Raw genomic sequence first — 19,346 nt, 5'->3', positions numbered from 1 at the left:
GGACAATCCTTGCACCTTAGACAATGCTGGCACTTCGATACAGGTGAAAAGCCGAGGATGTGTTTCCAAAGACCAAAAAAACCCGCCGAAGCGGGTTTTTTGTGAAGCCGGTCACACTCGGTGATCAGAGCTCGGAGAAGCACTCTTCGATGATCGCCAGACCTTTGTCCAGTTGCTCGTCCGGCGAAGTCAGCGGAACCAGGACCCGCAGCACGTTGCCGTAGGTGCCGCAGGACAGCAGAATCAGACCTTTCTCGCGAGCCTTGGCAACCACTGCAGCCACGGCTGGGGCGTTAGGCTTGTGGCTGTCGCCGTTCTCGAACAGCTCGACCGCGATCATCGCGCCCAGGGCACGTACTTCACCGATGACCGGGTACTTCGCCTGGATGGCTTTCAGGCCGGTCACCAGACGCTCGCCCACCGCCTTGCAGCGATCCAGCAGGTGCTCTTCTTCGAACACTTCCATCACGGCCAGGGCCGCAGCACACGCGATCGGGCTACCGGCGTAGGTGCCGCCCAGGCCGCCTGGAGCGATGGCGTCCATGTATTCGGCCTTGCCGCAGACACCGGCCAGCGGGAAGCCGCCAGCGATGGATTTGGCAAAGGTGGTCAGGTCGGCAGCAACGCCCATCTGTTCCATGGCGAAGAAGGTGCCGGTACGGCCAGCGCCGGTTTGTACTTCGTCAGCGATCAGCAGGATGCCGTGCTGGTCGCACAGGGCACGCAGGCGCTTCATGAACTCTTTAGGCGCGACGTAGAAACCGCCTTCACCCTGCACCGGCTCGATGATGATGGCGGCGATGTCACGCGGCTCGGCATCGTTCTTGAAGATGCGTTCGATGCTGGCGATCGAGTCGTCGATGCTCACACCGTGCAGTTCGTTCGGGTACAGCGCGCGGAACACGCCGCCTGGCATCAGGCCCATGCCTGCCGAGTAAGGCACGACTTTACCAGTCAGACCCAGGGTCATCATGGTGCGGCCGTGGTAGGCGCCGGTGAAGGCGATCACGCCAGCGCGGCCAGTGGCGGCACGGGCGATTTTCACAGCGTTTTCCACGGCTTCCGAACCGGTGGTGACCAGCAGGGTTTTCTTGGCGAAATCACCTGGGACCTTGGCGTTCACTTTTTCGCACAGTTCTACGTACGGTTCGTACGCCAGCACCTGGAAGCAAGTGTGGGTCAGCTTGTTCAGCTGTTCAGTCACGGCGGCGATGATTTTCGGGTGCACGTGACCGGTGTTCAGCACGGCGATACCGCCGGCGAAGTCGATGAACTCGCGACCTTCAACGTCGGTCACGGTGGCGTTCTTCGCGGACTCGGCGAAGATTGGGTGAATCTGGCCAACACCGCGTGGTACAGCGGCTTCACGGCGTTTCATCAAAGAAGCGTTAGTCTTGCTCATAGTGTCCTCATTCGCCGCTCATCGGTCGGCGTGGTTCAAGGATTACGCGGCGGGGAGGCAACTACGGCAGCATGCGATGATCGACTGCCACAGCTTTCCCGGCCACAGATAAGAATCCGGTGAAACACGCAAAGGGTCAGCGCTCTCGTGCCCTTTGCGTTTCAAGCAATGCCCTGCCCGGCTCAAGCCTTGCGGCTTAGATGCCCAGGCACAGGTATTTGATTTCCAGGTAATCCTCGATGCCGTACTTGGAGCCTTCACGGCCCAGGCCCGACGCCTTGATGCCGCCGAACGGCGCGACTTCGTTGGAGATCAACCCGGTATTCACGCCAACCATGCCGTATTCCAGGGCCTCGGCCACACGGAACACACGGCCCAGGTCGCGGGCATAGAAGTACGAGGCCAGACCGAACTCGGTGTCGTTGGACATCGCGATCACTTCGGCTTCGTCTTTGAAGCGGAACAGCGGCGCCAGTGGGCCGAAGGTTTCTTCCTTGGCCACGGCCGCGGTTTTCGGCACGTTGGTGAGGATGGTCGGTTCGAAGAAGTTGCCTTCCATCACCTTGCCGCCGGTGAGCAGGGTTGCGCCTTTGCTCAGGGCGTCAGCGATGTGTTCCTGGACCTTGGCCACGGCCTTGCCGTCAATCAACGGACCAGTGGTGGTGCCTTCTTCCAGACCGTTGCCGATCTTCAGCTTGGCCACGGCCGCCGCGAGTTTCTCGGCGAAGGCGTCGTAGATCGAGTCCTGGATGTACAGGCGGTTGGCGCAGACGCAGGTCTGGCCGTTGTTGCGGTACTTGGAAATGATTGCGCCTTCGACGGCCTTATCCAGGTCCGCGTCGTCGAACACGATGAACGGCGCGTTGCCACCCAGCTCCAGGGACACTTTCTTGATGTCCTTGGCGCATTCGGCCATCAGCTGGCGACCGATTTCGGTCGAGCCGGTGAACGACAGCTTGCGCACGATCGGGTTGCTGGTCAGCTCGCCGCCGATGTCGCCGGCGCTGCCGGTCACCACGCTCAGCACGCCTTTCGGGATGCCGGCACGGTGCGCCAGTTCAACCAGGGCCAGGGCCGAGAATGGAGTTTGCGAAGCAGGCTTGATCACCATGGTGCAACCGGCGGCCAGGGCCGGGCCAGCTTTACGGGTGATCATGGCGGCCGGGAAGTTCCACGGAGTGATCGCTGCAGTCACGCCGATTGGCTGCTTGATCACGATCAGGCGCTTGTCTGGCTGGTGGCCCGGGATCACGTCACCGTAGATGCGCTTGGCTTCTTCGGCGAACCATTCGATGAAGGAGGCAGCGTAAACGATTTCGCCCTTGGCTTCGGCCAATGGCTTGCCCTGCTCGAGGGTCATCAGGCGACCGAGGTCTTCCTGGTTTTCGATCAGCAATTCGTACCAGCGACGCAGCTTGTTCGCCCGCTCTTTGGCGGTCAGTGCACGCCAGGCCGGCAGCGCCTTGTCGGCAGCTTCGATGGCACGGCGGGTTTCGGCAGCGCCCATTTTCGGTACGGTGCCCAGAATATCGCCCGTAGCCGGGTTGTTGACGTTGATCGTCTGACCATTGTCCGCATCTACCCAAGCACCATCGATGAAGGCTTGCTGGCGGAACAACAGGGAATCTTTAAGCTGCATGTCGGCTTTCCTTAACAGCACCGCGCACGCGCGGAGCGAATTATGATTGTAGAAAGGCGCCCTTGGGCTGCCGTCAGGGAACTCATTCACCGGGCTGAAGCACATAAATAGCGCACGGTTCGAAACACGTGCGGTTCAGCACCCAGACAAGAGCGTTTGAAATCTCAAACGAATCCTAGGATCAAAGGGGGTAAAGGACAATAGGCTGTTCGAAAAAAAGAACGTGAAGCCGACTTTTGCCCAGTATTTCGGATCAACGTTACGAACGCGCGTCGACAGAGGCAAAACAACAGGTTTTTCAGCAGCATGGACGCCCGCCACGCTTATGCGTATCATGGCGCCCGCTGCACCAGTAGCTCAGCTGGATAGAGTACTGCCCTCCGAAGGCAGGGGTCGTGGGTTCGAATCCCGCCTGGTGCACCATACAGCTGTAAAGAAAAAGCCTCAGGCCTTACGGGTCTGGGGCTTTTTTGTGGGTGTTTTTTGGCGGCGGTGTGCGGGACGTCTTCGGGCTTGCCGGACTCCCGGGTTACCCACCTGCGCGCAGCTGCCAGCGATTCGCTTGGTCACGAACAGTGGCAGCTCCACGCCAAACAGCTAGACCAGGCGCCGTCCTCAGAAATCGAAGAACACGGTCTCCGCTGGGCCCTGCAGATAAATATCAAAGCGATAAGCCAGCTTGCCGTCCACCGTGCAGCGCTTGGCGATCAGCGATTCGCGGCGGTGGGGTTGTTCGATCAGGTTCAGCACCGGGTCCACGGCGTTGGCCTCGGCTTCGTCGTCGAAGTACAGGCGGGTCTGCAGGTGGATGTTGATGCCACGGGCGAACAGCGACACGTTGATGTGCGCGGCCATCGGTACGCCGGCGGCGTTTTTCACGACGCCTGGCTTGATGGTGTTGATCGTCCATTCGCCAGCATCGGTGGTGGCGGTGCGACCGAAGCCGTTGAACGGCTTTTGCAGGTCGTAGTCGCTGTCGTAGACGCCCTGGTGGTCGGCCTGCCAGCATTCCAGGAACGCATCGCGAATCAGTTGGCCGTTGCCGTCGTAGACGCAACCCACCACCACGATGTGCTCGCCGGGTGCGCCGGGCTTGGCCATCTGGTTCCAGATTTCCTCTTCGCGCGGCTCGTTGCCGGCGGTTTCCAGCGCCAGGCCGATGTGCACATAGGGGCCGGCGGTTTGCGATGGGGTTTCATTCAGCAGTTGAACGGGCATGTGCAGGCCTCCTCAGCAGTTTTCGAAGTGGGTCTTGCGCTGGCCGCGCAGGACGATGTCAAAGCGATAGGCCAGGCAATCCATCGGATTGGCCATGCTCATGTCCAGTTTGGCGATCAGGCTCTGCACCGCTTCCTGGTTGGCAATCGACTTGACGATCGGGCACATCGGGATCAGTGGATCCCCTTCGAAATAAAGCTGGGTAATCAGCCGCGTGGCGATGGACGGGCCGCTGATGGACACATGCACGTGGGCCGGGCGCCAGTCGTTGGGGCCATTGCGCCATGGGTACGGGCCGGGTTTGACGGTGCGGAAGCTGTAATTGCCATCGCGGTCGGTCAGCGCACGGCCGACGCCACCAAAGTTCGGGTCCAGCGGCGCCAGGTAGCTGTCCTTCTTATGGCGGTAACGGCCGCCGGCGTTGGCTTGCCACATTTCCACCAGGGTATGGGGAATCGGCTTACCGTACTGATCACAGACGCGACCGGCGATGAGGATGCGCTCACCAATCGGCAGCCCGCCGTTATTGAAGTTCAGCAGCAAGTCGTTGTCGTACTTGCCCATGCGCAGGTGGGAGAAGTCCGGACCGCTGGTTTCCGAGACCGATTGCGGAATGCTCACCAGGGCTTGGCGTGGCGAGCGCAGGATCGAGGTCTTGTAGTCAGGCGTCAGGGCTTTGGGATGCCAATTACGGTCACGAATGACGAAGCGGCTGTCGTGCGCGTCGGACATGTCGTACTTCCTATTATTATGGTGAAAGGTCCGTAAGCTTCGCCTGTTGCGGCCCAATCAAACATTGAAAATACCGACCCTATCCATATCCAAATAGTTATGGATAGTGGCCACCGCGGTATTCCTCACCCACCTCACGCAGCACCTGCGCGCACCATTGCGCCGCGGACGTCAGCGGCAAGGCCGGGTTGCTGCACAGCCCTACCGAGCCGCCGGGCTCGCGCATGCCCAGGTCCAGCTCGACCAGATCACCCTGGCGCAAGTCCTGGCGGACCGCGTCCAGCGGCGCGACCCAGATCGCCTGGCTGGATTGCACGTAGCGCCGGCTCAGGGCCACCGACAGGGTTTCCAGGCGTTGCCGCGACGGGGTGATGCCGTGCTGCACGAAGAGACTGTCGGCAAATTTGCGAATAGTGGTGCCCGCCGACGGCAGGACCAACGGATAGTCCTGCAAGTTGTGTTGGCCCTGTGGATCGGCCAAAACCGGATGACCGGTACGCACCACCAGGGTCATGGACTCGCTATAAAGATGCTCGAAGGCCAGGCCGAGAATCGCCGGGCTGTCGGTCATGCGCCCCACCACCAGATCCAGCTCACCGACGCGCAGTTGCGCCAACAGATGAGCACTGGCCCCGGTCACGATTTTCACCACCAGCGCCGGATGCCGTTGATGCAGCCGGCAGACCACTTCCGGCACCAACAGGCTTTCGACAGTGGACAGCACGCCGAGCTGCAGGGTGATGGGCTCGTGCACCCCGGAGCGCAGACTGTTCACCCCCTCACGCAGCGATTGCACGCTCGGCCCGGCGTAACGCAGGAACGCCACACCGGCCTCGGTCAGGGTCGTGCCCTTTTTGCTGCGCTCGAACAGGGTGGAGTCGAGAAGGGTCTCCAGCTCCTTCAGGGTCTTCGACAGCGCCGGCTGGCTGATCGCCAGTTTGTCGCAGGCGCGGGCCAGGCTGCCCTGGCGCGCGACTTCGAGAAAACACAGCAGATGGCGGAATTTGATGCGGGTATCGATGTTCAAGCGGACGCTCTGCCTGAGAAGGTGTGGCGTCCATTATTGTTGAAAGTGCTGCGCGAGCAACACCGCGATGAGCTCAGCCCCTGGAACTCTGCGCCAGTTGCTCGACGAAAAACTCTACATGCCCGGCGGGGTGAGTCGGCAGCGGCCAGGCCTCGGTTTTCAAGGCGAGGTCGCGAAACGCCCGGGCGAACTTGGAACGCGCGTAACCATCGACCACCGCCTGACGCTTGCGCACGGCCTTTGCCACAGCATCGTCGTTGGGGACTGCGCCTATGTAATGCAGTTGCACATCGAGAAAAGGGTCGGTGTACCTATGTAACTCGGCAAACAGCTTACGGCTCTCGAGTGGCCCTTCTGACTTGTTGACCAGTATCCGAAAACGGTGAAGGCCGTAGTCCTGGTGAAGCAACTTGATCAGGTTAGCGGTCCCGCGGACCGAGGCCGGCTCGTTGCACATCACCAGCAAAACTTCCTGCGCCGCCTGCAGAAAACTCAATACCCATTGCCCCAGACCGCCGGCCGTGTCGATGATCAAAACATCCAGCTCTTCACTGATTGCACTGAATGCATGGGTGAGCGCACGAAACTGCGCGGGTTGCAGCTTGAGCATGCTCTGCAGGCCCGACGCTGCGGGTGCGATGCGAATTCCGCCGGGGCCGCGGATAAGTGCCTCCACAAGACTGCAGCGCCCATCAATGACGTCCGCCAGGGTGAGCCGAGGGAGCAACCCCAACAGTACATCGATACTGCCCAGCCCCAGGTCGGCATCGAGCAATACCACGCGCTTTCCAGCTTTTGCCAGCGCCACGGCAAGATTAACCGCCACCGTGGTTTTACCAACACCCCCTTTGCCGCCGCCGACCGCAATAACGCGCACGCGATGCACGGGAGTAATTTTCAATGGGTCTATTGCATGCATAAAGCAGTTCTGTCCTTTACAACAATTGCTGGGCAGGTTTGTTGGACACTTAATACTTTTTAATTAGTTGTTATAGATAACGTCAACGCCTTTACCCGACACCCAAAGTATCGACACCCGGGAATCCGCGAGGCGACCACCACACAACTAAACAGCCTTAACCTCAAGCGCCAGAAAGGAGGACAGTACGCTGCGAATAACCACCTGAGATGAATAATGATACACGCCTCAAAACACGCCAAAGAGTCTGGTTTCCGGACAATTGTATTTAATCCAAAAGCATTACCTTAACGTGATTTGCGATCAATTTGGAATGTGCCTTGCAGAGACGAAAAAACCTCCTAATATGATGATAATAAGATGTGTGCTTGATTGTAACGAGGGGCCAATAGCAGTCACAAAACCCTTTAAATCAAGGCTCACGGGAGGGTGATATTTTTTTTCCGCTAATGTAGAAAATCTTCAGCGGTTGAATTAGAGTCCTTACTGAGCTTTGGAATTTCCACCTAAAGCCCTATTTTTTATCGGGAATTGGAGAACCAACCGTCGCTGTAATATCGCGACGGGAGAGAAGGATCGCATATGCACAAGAAAACCGCGCGCCTCACTATATTGATCGATCTTCCGACGAAAAAGAAATTAGAAGATCTCTCTGAGACAGTTGATCTAACCGTATCGCAAATTCTCAGAAAACTAATCAAAAACCACTTGAGCGAATTTGATCAGCCGATCAATTTTTCCGCAGAGGAATCGATTCGCGAAGATAATTTTCCACTTAATTAGGACCCGCGTACTAAGTCTTCCCAACTCCCCACCTGAATCAGCCCATTTCGGTGGGGAGCAATGACGCTAACTGTGACGCAGCTCACATAATTATCCTGTTGCGTACATAGAGCACTTCGCCCTGCCCCTGTCTTCAACTGACGTTGACAATGGATTTTCTTATGTCTTTGAAACAGCAACTAACGGCTTGTTACAACTTTCTCCAGCAGCAGAATGCCGAGCTCACAACCGAGGATGACAACCCAACGGTCTGCTGTCTGTTCTTTTCCATCAGTGATGGCTCCCAGCGGGCGCGGGTGTTCCAGGTGGGTGCAGCCAGCTTCGAGGCGGCCTGGAACGACGGACTGCAGGCCCTGCAGGCGCTCGAACTTTCCGACAGCGCACTTTGGTTGCGAGTCGAGCGTGCAGTTAATGTGACCTCATTGTCCTGGGCCCAACTGCTGGAGCGTCTCAAGCGTTACAAGCGCAACTATTTCAGGCAGGGCATCGCTTTCGACCCGGCGCTGAAAACCGCGCTGACCGAACAGGAAATCAACGCCAACGCCATCCTCTACGGCGGCGCCAACATGCCCCTGGCCACGTTCAACCTGGGCAACTTTTCGGTCTACGTGAAAAAGCGCTTCAGTGATTCGGCCGCACTGGACGCGGTGATGGCCGCACAGGACAACCCCGGCACACAGGTCTACCTGTTTCAGACCCGAGGCGTTTTTTGTGCTGAAGACGGTGTCGTCCATGAGTTGCATGGCAACGGTTCCAGCGTGGGCCGACGCAAAACTGCCGAGCTGAGCGCTGGCGATGTTCGCGACAAGGTGGTCACGGCCTCCGAGTTTCTCAGTCGCCAGGTCAAAGACAGCGGGCAGTTCGTCTACGGCGTGTTCCCCTGCTTCGATCGCACCATCGAAAACTACAACGCCCTGCGCCATGCCAGCACCACCTACTCGATGATCGAAGCCTTTGCACTGACCGGCGACGAAGCGCTGCATGGGTCGATCCAGCGTGCGCTCGGCTATCTCACCACGCAGCTGATCAAGCCCTACACCCTGGCCGACGGCAGCGCTGCAGCATTCCTGGTGGATACCGGCGATGAGATCAAATTAGGCGGTAATGCGGTTTGCCTGCTGGCCCTGGTCAAATACTGCGAAGTCACCGACAGCCGCGATTACTTGCCGTTGCTGTCCGCGCTGGCCAACGGCATCGCCTCAATGCAGGACCCGCGCACCGGCGGCTTCAATCACGTTTTGCACGCCGGCGACCTGAGCATCAAGGCGCCCTTCCGGATCATCTACTACGACGGCGAAGCGGCCTTTGGCCTGATGCGCTTGTATGGCCTGAGCGGCGACGAGCGCTGGCTGCAGGTGGTTGAAAAAGCCTTCGACTACTTCATCGCCAAACAGCACCACCGCGAGCACGACCACTGGCTGAGCTACTGCGTCAACGAGCTGACGCGCTACCGTCCCGAGGAAAAATACTTCCGTTTCGGCCTGAACAACTTCGTCGACTACCTGGGCTTCGTCCAGCAGCGCATCACCACCTTCCCGACCCTGCTGGAACTGATGATGGCCGCCCAGCAGATGCTGCAGCGGATCGAGCAAATGCCGGAGTTGCGCCACTTGCTCAATGAAGTCGACCTACAGGCTTTCTACCGCGCCCTGCACCACCGTGCCGGGCATTTGATGAATGGCTATTTCTGGCCGGAAATCGCCATGTTCTTTCGCAATCCGGCGCGCATCGTCGGTGCGTTCTTCATTCGCCACCACGCGTTTCGGGTGCGCATCGACGACGTCGAACACTACTTGTCCGGGCTGATCGCCTATCACCAGTACCTGCGTGATGGCGCGCCTCAGGTCGCTCGCGCACTGCCGCGCACACAAGACGGCTGGCACTGGGACGCGGCCACTGTGGCCCGGGCAACCGGCGGCACCTGGGTGGTCGCTCCACCCGCCGATTGGCAAGCCAGCGGCCTGGTGCCTTCGATGGTCTTCGGCAACTACCAGCGTATGCTGAGTCGCCCACCGAGCCCTGCGCGCCCCAACGAAGCGCATTTGGCGCGGATGTGGGCCAACGCTGATCCATCCCGCCGGCCGTCAGCCTTCGTCTGCGTCGAACCGACGCCCTACCTCGACACCGGCCTGCCGGTGCTGCAAGTCGCCGACACTGCCGAAGCGATGCTGCAAATGGGACGACATGCCCGCCTGAACTTCGGCGGCCAAGTGTTCGGCGTCACCGGCAGCGCCGGCAAGACCACGGTGGTCGCGATGCTCACCCATGCCCTGCAGCAACTGGGACCGGTGGCACAGACCGAAGGCAACGCCAATCTGCCCCACGGCATCGCCTGGAACCTGTCGTGCATGACCGCCCCAGCGCGTTTTTGGGTGTTGGAAATGGCCGTGGGCAGGATGCCGATCAACTCCGAGTTGGTACGCCCGCACATTGCCGTGGTCACCAGCCTGTCGCCGGCACATCTGGAGTACCACGGCACCCTGGAGAATGTCGCACGCAAGAAAAGCGCGATCTTCAGGTCCATGGCGCCCGGCGGGCACGCGGTGTTGAACCACGACATGCCGTACTACCAGGTGTTCGCGGATGCCGCCCGGCGCGCGCAATTGTCCCAACTCAGCTACGGCGAGCATGCTCAGGCCGACCTGCGGCTGATCGACTGTGTCACCACGCCCTCGCATTTGCAGGTCACGGCCAGTTTCCGTGGCGCGCCACTGCACTTCAGCTTGCGCGCCCGTGGCCACCACATGGTACTCAACGCCTTGTCGGTCCTGGCCGCGCTGATTGCCGCCGGCTTGCCCACCGAACAAGCCCTGATCGCACTGGAGACCTTCGAAGCGGTGCAAGGTCGCGGCAATACCCTGACGGTTCACTGCGAGGGCGGTGCGTACCAGTTGATCAACGACGCTTACAACGCCAATCCCGGCTCGATGGGTGCCTCGCTGAAAATGCTCGCCGAGCTACCTGGGCTACCGCAACAACGGGTCGCCGTGCTGGGCGATATGCTTGAGCTCGGCCCCGACAGCCAGCGTTATCACCTGGAACTGGCCGAGCACCTGCTGGCGGCCAAACCGCGCCATACCCTGCTGTGCGGCCCGTTGATGCACGGGCTGTACGCGCAGTTGCGCGGGCAGTTGAGCATCGAGTGGTTCGAGGACGTCAGTGCATTGCGCGAACAACTGCCCGAGCACGCCGCGCGCTGGTTCCGTGCAGATGACTATGTGTTGGTCAAAAGCTCGGGCGGCACCCGTTTGTCAGAACTGGTGGAATCGCTGACCAACACCGAGCCGGCATTGGCGACCCCCTGACTCAGGGCCGGGCGCAGCGCGCCGCGGTCTTCAGGCCGATGTCGTTGCGCAGATGGTGGAAGGTCGGACTCACCGCCGGCGCTTCGATCAACTGCGCCGGCAGCCCCGCCGCCTGCAGCGCCTGAAAAAAATTCTGCTGCAGCGCGAAGGAGGTGATTTGGTCTTCAGGGTTGCCGATCACGAACAGCGCCTGCCCAGGTGTTTTGACGATGCCGTCGACATGCTCCAGGGGATCGTAGGGGTTGAGCAGGCCATTGGTGTCGCGCCCTTCACGCGGCGGCAGGCCTCTTCTTTGACGAACCATCTGTGCCCGCTTCAGCAGGTCAAATGCTCCTGAGGTCATGACCGCGCACTGCACATCCTCGCGCCCCAATGTCAGTAGCGCCGCTACCGCCGTCGCCCCACCACTGTGGCCGAGCAGGACGAACCTGCCGATCGAATAGCGTGCGCGCAACGCATCCAGCGCCGCATCCAGAGGCTGGAATTCGCTGGCCTGACGCCGATGCAGATGGTTGCCGCTGGAGCCGTATGTCCCCGGGCGCGCGACAATCACCACCGGAACATGGGCGCGCCGACTGAGGGTCGCCGCCTGCTTGTCTTTGGCCGCAACGGTATTGCCGGCGATCACCTCGGGTGCCTGGCGCATCTCCTTGTCGCGGTCACCGTGGAACATCACGATCACCACCGGCGCATGATCCAGAGCCTCGCCGCTAAAATAGCGGATGCAGGATTCGCCGCTGGCAGACTCGACCCACAGGGCCGAGTCCGGATCGTTGCATCTGGCGCGATCGGGGGCGGAATTCCACAGCAGCGGCGAATCATCGCTGGCGCCAACCGACACGCTCAAGCTGGTTAGCAGAGCCAGCGCCCATACCCCGCGCACGGGTTTCAATCCGAACATGCCGCTGCCTCGCCCACTAACGTTCGCGCAGCGCTTCACGCGCCCGGTTCATCGGTTTGATCAAGAAATCGAGCACAGTCTTCTGCCCGGTCTTGATATCCGCCGCGGCGATCATCCCCGGCACAATCGAGAACGCTTTGCCGGCCTTGTTGTGCAGTTCGTTGTCGTTGGTGCGGATGAACACCCGGTAGTAGAACACCTCGGGTTTGACTTCATCCTGGATGGTATCCGGGGAGATCGTCACCACCTTGCCGTCCATGCTGCCGTAGATCGAGTAGTCGTAGGCGGTGATCTTGACCTTGGCCTCCTGGTCGGGATGGATGAAGGCAATGTCCCGGGGAGAAATACGCGCTTCGATTAGCAACTGGTCGTCCATGGGTACGATCTGCATCAAACGGCCGTTGGGCGGAATGATCCCACCGATGGTGGTGACCTCGATGTCCTTGACGATGCCACGCACCGGCGAACGCAAGGTCAGCCGGGTGACCGAGTCGGAACGGCCCATGAGCACCGAGGACAGGGTCTGCACATCGGAGTTGGCCTTGGCCAGTTCCTCGCCGGCCCGCACCATGTACTCGGAGCGTGACTGGGTCAGCTTGAGTTCCAGCTCGGATTTCTGCCGCTTCAGGCGCAGCACCTCGACGTTGCTCGCGGCGCCGACCCGGGCCAGGTTTTCGGTGATCTCCAGTTCACTGCGTACCAGCCCCAACGAAGTGCGCACCCCGGCCTGGGACTCTTCCAGGCCCTTGCGCCGGGTCTGGTACAGATCGGTTTCGGCGGCCATCAAGGCCGGGTAGGCCTTGAGTTCCGCGGGGAAGCTCAGTGCGGTGCCGTTCACTTCCGCCTGCAGGCGCGCCACGCTGGCCAGTGAGGCGCGGTACTTGGCCGCGCTCTCGCCGAAGTTGGACTCGGTCTTGGTCGGGTCGAGCTTGGCGAGGATCTGCCCCTGCGTAACGATATCGCCCTCGGCGACATTCAGCTCGGCAATGATCCCGCCTTCCAGAGACTGGATCACCTGCTCGCGCGAACTGGGGATGACCTTGCCGGTGCCGGTCGACACCTCGTCGACTTCAAACAGGTACGCCCAGGTGCCGAAGGCCAGCAGCATCAGCGCCACGCACCAGACGACGCGGGTGGAGCGGACTACGGTTACGTCATCGAGGCCGTCGTCGTGAGCCTGGGCATGCTCGGGGGTACGGTTGTCAGTAGCCATGCGAACTATCCTTCAGCGCAGTCGATTGCAGTTTCAGCCGGCTCATTGCGCCTGATTCCTGGGTTTGGAAAGCCGAGCAATGGCGTTGTCCTTGGTGTCGTCGATGACCACCGTGCCGTTGTCGACGACGATGATCCGGTCCACCAGACTCAGCACACTCATGCGGTGCGTGGCGATGATCAGCGTGCGTTGCGCGCCCCACTGGTCGAGGCCCTGGATCAGCTTGCGCTCGCTGGCGTCATCGAGGGCCGCGGTCGGTTCGTCCAGCAGCACGATCTGCGGCTGACGAATGATCAGCCGCGACAGCAACAGCGACTGCCGCTGGCCGCCGGACAGGCCCAACCCGCCCTCAAGAATCATATGGTCCATGCCAAGCGGGAATTTGCTGATGAATTCCAGGGCGCCGGTCAGGGTCAATGCCTCGAGGATCTCCTGGTCACTGGCATGGGGCGCACCCAGCATCAGGTTCTCCCGCAGGGTGCCGTGGAACAGCCGCGAGTTCTGGGTCAGCAAGCCGACATCGCGGCGCACATCGGCCGGGTCGATATGGCTCAGGCCGACGCCGTCCAGGGTCAGCGACCCCGAACTCAGGTCGATCATTCCGGCCATCGCCTGCAACAGCGTCGACTTGCCGGCGCCGTTGCGCCCGAGCACGGCGATGCGTTCGCCGGGGGCGATCTTCAGGTCCTTGACCAGCAGGGCCGGCATCGGGGCGTCTTCGCTGTACTTGAACTCCGCCTGCTTGAACTCGTAGTTGCCCTGCACCACCGGCAGCTGCACGCGCTTGCTGCCTTCGGGCTGGTCGACCGGCAATTGCATGATTCGGTGCAGGCCCTGCAGCGCCACTTTGGCCTGCTGCCAACGGGTCAGCACCATGGTGATCTGCGACATCGGTGCCATCATCCGCGAAGCCAGGATCGACGAAGCCACCAGGCTACCGGTGGTGATATCGCCGGCCATGACCATCGGCGCACCGAACACCACCACCACGGCGAACACCCCGCCCTGCACACTCTGGGTCCAGGTCACCAGGCCACTGGTGAGGGTCCGCGAGCGCAGGCTGGCCTCGGCGGCGGTGGCGTTATAATGATTCCATTGCTGCTGGAAGCGCTGCTCGGCCTGGAGCATCTTGATGTCATCGAGGCCCTGCACCGTCTCCACCAACATGGCGCTGCGCAATGAGCTTTCGCGCATCGACTGGTTGGCCAGTCGCGCCAGTTTCTTCTGCGCCAGCAACCCTGGCACCACCAGCACCAGTAGCGCGCCCAATGGCACCGCCACCAACGGTCCGCCGATGAACCAGTAGATCACTACGAACAGCAGGAAAAATGGCAGGTCGGCCAGGGCGCTGGCGGTGCTCGAGGTAATCAGTTCGCGCAGTTGTTCCAGCTCGCGTAACTGCGAGATGAACGAGCCGGTGGATTTCGGTCGTGCGCTGTTGCGCAGGCGAATGGCATGGCCGAACACCAGGTCGGAGACGCGCATGTCCGCGCGCTTGCCGAGCAGGTCGGTGATGCGCACGCGCATGATCCGCAGGATGAAATCGAAGAACAACGCCAGCATCACCCCGCCAAATAAAACCAACAGGGTCGGCATCGATTCAGCCGGAATCACCCGGTCATACACCTGCATCGAAAACAGGACGCCGGCCAGGCCCAGCACGTTGGCTGCCAGCGACGCGAGCATGACGTGACCGTAGGGACGCAGATCACGCAAGACAATACTTTTGAACCAGCTCTTTTCGTAGGGTTTGACGTAGTCGTCGACTCGCGAGTCCCGCGCCGCCCGCGCTGGGCGCAGGATCAGCGCCTTACGCGCGCAAGCGATCAGTTCGGCCCGGCTGATGCGGCTTTGCAGGCCCTGATCACCGCTGTAGACAATCCCCAGCTCATCGTCGTCGCCAAGGGTCTGCAGGACGCCGATTTGTCCGTCATCCAATTGCACGACCAGGGGCAGGCGACGTTGCACGAGCAACGCCGCAGAGAAGTCAACAATCTTCAGGCTCAGGCCGGCCTGGCGCGCCATCTGCCGCAGTACCAGGTCAAGGTCGACGCCGGTGCTCCACTGCGCGGCAATGCGCACATTCTGCGCCGAGCAATCCAGGCGGTTATGCCGGGCGACGCTGATAATCGCTTCCAGCCAGCCTTCGTAGTTCAATGCCAGCGCCGCGTCCAGGCTCTGGGGTTCACTCGCGCTCTGGGTATCGAGGTTGACGGCGTCATTCATGGTCGAATCTCCACACCTTGGATGGTGCTGCTGTCCAGGTTGAACGCCGTGCGCAGGGCGCTGCTGTTGTACAGGCAATCAATTTCCAGGCGGTTAAGGTCGGCGGCAGTGTTCGCCCGGTCCATGGCGGCCTGGTGGATTTCCTGTTCGGCGTTCAACAGATCGAGCAGCGGTCGCGTGCCCAGTTCAAGGTATTGCTGGCGATACAAATCGCGGGTTTCGGAAATGCTGCGTTCACGAAAATCCAGGGTCGACAGGCGCTGTTCGAGGCTGGACGTCTGGTCCCGCGCCTCGAGCAAGCCCTGGCGCACCGCCAGGCGTGCGGCATCATTGGCCGCCTCGGCCGCGCGCAGGGCCTGGGCCGCCGCCGATTTTCGAGCGGTGATGGCGCCGCCTTGATACAGCGGCATCTGCACGTTGAGGAACACCCCATAGCGCGTGCGATCGCGGCCGCCGACGCTGCCGTCCTCGTCGTTGCTGTCCAGGTATTGGGTGGCGGTGGGGTCCAGGGACACGGTCGGCATCGCTTCGGCACGCGCCTGCGCGATCTGCGCTTGGGCATCGACCTGCTGGGCCTGGGCGATCAACAGCGAAGGCGTCAGCACTTGGTCGGCATTGATGCCGTCGCAGGACTGCTTGAGCGTCGCCGGCATGCTCGCGGTGATGCTCACCGGCGTCCGCGCCCCGAGCAAACTGCCGAGGGTGCTGCGCCAGCGGTTGTACAGCGCGGTGTATTGCAGTTGCGTGGCGACGGCTGCCTCGACCCGCGAGCGTGCCTGGATCAGGTCGGAGCGAGTGCTGGCGCCCATGTCGCTGCGCTTTTGCGCGAGGTCGGCAATCGCCGTCAGGCCTTTGACCTGTTCCCGGGAGATCGCCAGCAGGGCCTGGTAGCGCTGCAACTCGATCACCGCAAATGCAGTGTCGCGGGCCACCTGGTCGATGGCCAGCAGCACCGAGGCTTGCTTGCCATTGAGCCGGGCCACCGCGCTGTCCACCGCGCTGTCGACCTTGCCGAAGTCGTAGAGCATTTGTGACATCGACAGGGTAAAGGCCTGGCTCTGGCCATTGCCGGTCAGGCCGCTGTCATAACCGCTGTTGAAACCGCCCTTGATCTGCGGGTAGTAACCCGAGCGGGCGACGGTGACGTTGTCGTGCTGCTGGTACAGCTGACCAATGGACTCCGCAATCGCGGGGTGCCAGGCGACGGCCAATTGAATGGCGCGTGGCAGATCGAGGTTGTCGGGGATCACGTTGCTGGGGGCAGCCGGTCGGCTGGCTCCGAACGAATCGCCCGGTAAATGCTGGCCCACATCTTTTGGGCTGATGGTGGAAAGATTTTCAGGTGCGTAGTCGCGTGTCAGCGCTACGGCCTTCTCTATAGTCAGTGACTGCATGGCCACGGCCAACAGTGTCACAAACAGGAACTCGAACCGATCCTTAGGCTTCAAGTAATGCTCCAATACGACGTGCTGTCAGAAAGATAGCCACTATTTCGCCATGCTGCCGAGAACATTTCACTGGCGTGCACAGCGCTGTTCGAATGCGTTGGGTAACCGCCAGGACGACGCACGCGCGCCGCCTGGAGGGTTACGTTCAGTGATTGAAGGAAGGGCAGGAGAACGCCGGGCCATCGGCCCGACGCTCCCCGCCTGCAACGTGGTTACACCACGTTGACGCCGCTTTGCACCCAGAGTTGATGGGTTTCATCTTCCTGGCTGGTGTACACCACGTACTCCTGCCCGTTCTCCAGTTGCGTGGCTCCCACCGACCAGTTGCCCGTCAGTTGGACGCTGTCTTGTTCGTCGCCCTGGATAAACAATCTATCCGTCTCGGGCGCCGTGACAGCTACCAGGTCTTCCAGACTCAGGGTCAGGTTGACTGCACTGAAGTCGTTGAGGTCGATGCTCTCGATGTCGCTGACTTTACCGACCAGCAGACTCAAGTTAATCGTTGCATCGCCACCGTCCCATGCCAGGGTGTCGAACCCATCGCCACCATCCACCGCTGCAAACTCGGTGTCATGGATCGCGATGTGGTCATCACCGTTGGCACCTTCGGTGATCGTGGCGTGTGACGATTGCTCTTCGAACGAGGTTTGCTCGAACGAAGCGGCCGCGAAGCCCAGGGCTTCGGTGCCTGGATTGCCCGGATGGGCATCGTCCCAAACCAGATCGACATCCGGCGAGTCAAGGCGTACGTACAGCGTGGCGGTGTCCTCCTGGCCACCTGGGGTGGTGAGTTTGTAGGTGAAGCTGTCGACCTTGCCGATATCAGCCACTGGCAGGCCCGCGTTCGGTACGTAGCTGTAATCACCGTCTGCGTGCAGCGTCAGCGTGCCGTACTGGCCGTGGACCACGGCTCCGGTTTGACCCGGGATGACGTAGGCGCCACCGACCAACACACTCAGCACCGTCAACGTCGAGCCGAGGCTGTCTGCTGCGGAGTGATCACTGAGCGCCAGGACGTTGCCTGTTGCGGCAGTGGCCGGACCGGTAACGAGCTCCGTCAACAGCGTGGTGTGCAGGGTCTGCGTAACCGTGATCGTACCGGCCGAAACCAAGGCCCCGGTCGTCGACGTCACCCGATAATCACCTGCCTCACTGATGGTGAAGGTATGGGTTGGGTCGTTGGTGGTTTGCCCAGGCACCGGTTTCCAGGTTGAACCGTCCCATTTCTCCAGGACGATGGTGGTCGTCGGCAGTACACCAAGTCCGACAAAGCTACGGCTGACAGCCACCTCCACGCTGGTGTCGGCTGCGACCGTAAAGGCATCACCCTCTTTTGTCCTGGAACCAATCACCGGAGGCGAGTAGGTGATGTCGTTCAGCTCCGTTTCAACGACTGGAGGGACCAGGTCGATCTGCGCTGTGCCGATGTCATCGGTGGCAACCACGGTAACGGTTCCTGGTGCCGACGGATCGGTAGGACTCCAGGTGACGCTGCTATCGACGCTACCGATGCGCACGTACAGGTTGGCCGAAGCCGTCCCGCCCCCCGGTGTCGTCAACGTGTAGGCAAAACTGTCGACCTTACCGACGTTCGCCGCAATGGCATCCGGCGTGTACTTGTAAGTGCCGTCAGCAGAGATTGTCAGGCTACCGTACAACCCTTGGACAATGCTTGACTCCCCTGCAATAGGGGTGATCGCCTGGCCATTGACCTGAGCAACCGTCGCGTCGTGAGCAATACCCGTATTGTCCGGGGTTCCATCCACACCGTTGTCGATGATGACGTTGCCAGTGACCCTGGCGGCCGTGACATCGAAATCAGTCAGGCTTTGGCTATCGACACTCAGTTTTGCCGTCGCACTGGTAAGAACACCTACCAGTGTTGGGTTCGCGCTGAGCGTGAAGCGATACTCACCTGACCCCAGGCCTTCAATTTTCGCGCTGGTTGCCGCCCCCGAGAACAGCCCAAGCAGATCGAGCAGGCCACCAGGTTGGCTTCCTTGAGCAACTGGGAGCCAATTGCCAGCACCATCACTGACCTCAAGCTTCGCAGAGACCCCGGCATTTATCAGCGAGAGCACGCTCGCTCCGCCAAACGTCAGGTTCAAGGTACCTGTATCGCCCGCCGCCACCGTAAAGCTCTGCGACGCCGTCGGTGTACCGATGAGTGGAAGCCCTATTACCTGCAACGTCGAGAACACGTTGACGTCGTTGAGCTCCGTGTGAGCGGTTGCTTTCGTCACCGTCAGTGTTGCCGTAGCGAGGTCGTCGAAGGCTTCTAGGTCGGCGTCGGCGTCGGCATCGGCGTCAGCATCGGCATCGGCATCGGCGTCAGCATCCGCATCCGCGTCGGCATCGGCATCGGCATCGGCATCCGCATCCGCATCCGCATCCGCATCGGCATCGGCATCGGCATCGGCATCGGCATCAGCGTCGGCATCGGCATCGGCATCGGCATCGGCATCAGCATCAGCATCGGCATCAGCGTCCGCATCGGCATCCGCGTCGGCATCAGCATCAGCGTCGGCGTCGG

Annotated in this window: 13 protein-coding genes and 1 tRNA gene; 3 read left to right on the top strand and 11 right to left on the bottom strand. The window is 60.9% G+C overall.

The genetic code is table 11. The annotated features are described in order from the left end of the window. Positions 1 to 124: 124 nt before the first annotated feature. Both gabT and gabD read right to left on the bottom strand, forming a co-directional pair. Complete coding sequence (gabT, locus tag NR126_RS27560; RefSeq protein ID WP_027617216.1) at positions 125 to 1,402, bottom strand: 4-aminobutyrate--2-oxoglutarate transaminase; 1,278 nt, start codon at positions 1,400 to 1,402, stop codon at positions 125 to 127. A gap of 196 nt (positions 1,403 to 1,598) precedes the next feature. Further along, positions 1,599 to 3,041, bottom strand: a complete 1,443-nt coding sequence (gabD, locus tag NR126_RS27555) for an NADP-dependent succinate-semialdehyde dehydrogenase (RefSeq protein ID WP_027617215.1) — start codon at positions 3,039 to 3,041, stop codon at positions 1,599 to 1,601. Between the two features lie 346 nt (positions 3,042 to 3,387). Here gabD and NR126_RS27550 point away from each other — a divergent pair. Further along, positions 3,388 to 3,464, top strand: a tRNA-Arg gene (locus NR126_RS27550). Positions 3,465 to 3,656: 192 nt separating this feature from the next. On the opposite strand, the gene pcaG is transcribed toward NR126_RS27550, so the two are convergent. From pcaG to NR126_RS27530, 4 genes are all read right to left on the bottom strand, one after another. Then, the gene (gene pcaG / locus NR126_RS27545) at positions 3,657 to 4,259 is read right to left on the bottom strand and encodes a protocatechuate 3,4-dioxygenase subunit alpha (RefSeq protein ID WP_027617214.1); all 603 of its coding nucleotides are present in this window, start codon (positions 4,257 to 4,259) and stop codon (positions 3,657 to 3,659) included. 12 nt (positions 4,260 to 4,271) lie between these two features. Beyond that, a complete protein-coding gene (pcaH, locus tag NR126_RS27540; RefSeq protein ID WP_256832416.1) occupies positions 4,272 to 4,991 on the bottom strand; it encodes a protocatechuate 3,4-dioxygenase subunit beta in 720 nt (239 codons plus the stop codon). Positions 4,992 to 5,088: 97 nt separating this feature from the next. Continuing rightward, positions 5,089 to 6,018, bottom strand: coding sequence for a pca operon transcription factor PcaQ (gene pcaQ, locus NR126_RS27535; protein WP_027617212.1), 930 nt, complete (start codon positions 6,016 to 6,018; stop codon positions 5,089 to 5,091). Between the two features lie 73 nt (positions 6,019 to 6,091). Then, positions 6,092 to 6,913, bottom strand: coding sequence for an AAA family ATPase (locus NR126_RS27530; protein WP_105755926.1), 822 nt, complete (start codon positions 6,911 to 6,913; stop codon positions 6,092 to 6,094). A 606-nt stretch (positions 6,914 to 7,519) separates the two neighbouring features. Here NR126_RS27530 and NR126_RS27525 point away from each other — a divergent pair. Together NR126_RS27525 and NR126_RS27520 are read left to right on the top strand one after the other, a co-directional pair. Further along, complete coding sequence (locus NR126_RS27525; RefSeq protein ID WP_027617210.1) at positions 7,520 to 7,720, top strand: hypothetical protein; 201 nt, start codon at positions 7,520 to 7,522, stop codon at positions 7,718 to 7,720. Between the two features lie 161 nt (positions 7,721 to 7,881). Then, positions 7,882 to 11,025, top strand: coding sequence for a Mur ligase family protein (locus NR126_RS27520; RefSeq protein WP_256832415.1), 3,144 nt, complete (start codon positions 7,882 to 7,884; stop codon positions 11,023 to 11,025). Between the two features lies 1 nt (position 11,026). Here the strand turns inward: NR126_RS27520 and NR126_RS27515 are convergent, their stop codons facing one another. From NR126_RS27515 to NR126_RS27495, 5 genes are all read right to left on the bottom strand, one after another. Next, positions 11,027 to 11,926, bottom strand: a complete 900-nt coding sequence (locus NR126_RS27515; protein WP_177327214.1) for a S9 family peptidase — start codon at positions 11,924 to 11,926, stop codon at positions 11,027 to 11,029. A 16-nt stretch (positions 11,927 to 11,942) separates the two neighbouring features. Then, positions 11,943 to 13,139 (bottom strand): HlyD family efflux transporter periplasmic adaptor subunit, encoded by a 1,197-nt coding sequence (locus tag NR126_RS27510; protein WP_256832414.1) that lies wholly within the window; start codon positions 13,137 to 13,139, stop codon positions 11,943 to 11,945. 42 nt (positions 13,140 to 13,181) lie between these two features. Then, a complete protein-coding gene (locus tag NR126_RS27505; RefSeq protein WP_027617206.1) occupies positions 13,182 to 15,365 on the bottom strand; it encodes a type I secretion system permease/ATPase in 2,184 nt (727 codons plus the stop codon). Beyond that, a complete protein-coding gene (locus tag NR126_RS27500) occupies positions 15,362 to 16,759 on the bottom strand; it encodes a TolC family outer membrane protein (protein ID WP_177433287.1) in 1,398 nt (465 codons plus the stop codon). Before NR126_RS27500 ends, NR126_RS27505 begins: the two co-directional genes overlap by 4 nt. Positions 16,760 to 17,025: 266 nt before the next feature. Further along, positions 17,026 to 19,346: BapA/Bap/LapF family large adhesin (locus NR126_RS27495; protein ID WP_306219051.1), on the bottom strand; the 2,321-nt coding region annotated here is incomplete at its 5' end.

Origin of the sequence: Pseudomonas sp. Pse1 (genome assembly GCF_024519635.1) — a bacterium.
Classification (GTDB): Bacteria; Pseudomonadota; Gammaproteobacteria; order Pseudomonadales; family Pseudomonadaceae; genus Aquipseudomonas.
The sequence above is the reverse complement of the archived record's forward strand: the minus strand, read 5'-3'. Positions and strand labels throughout refer to the sequence as shown.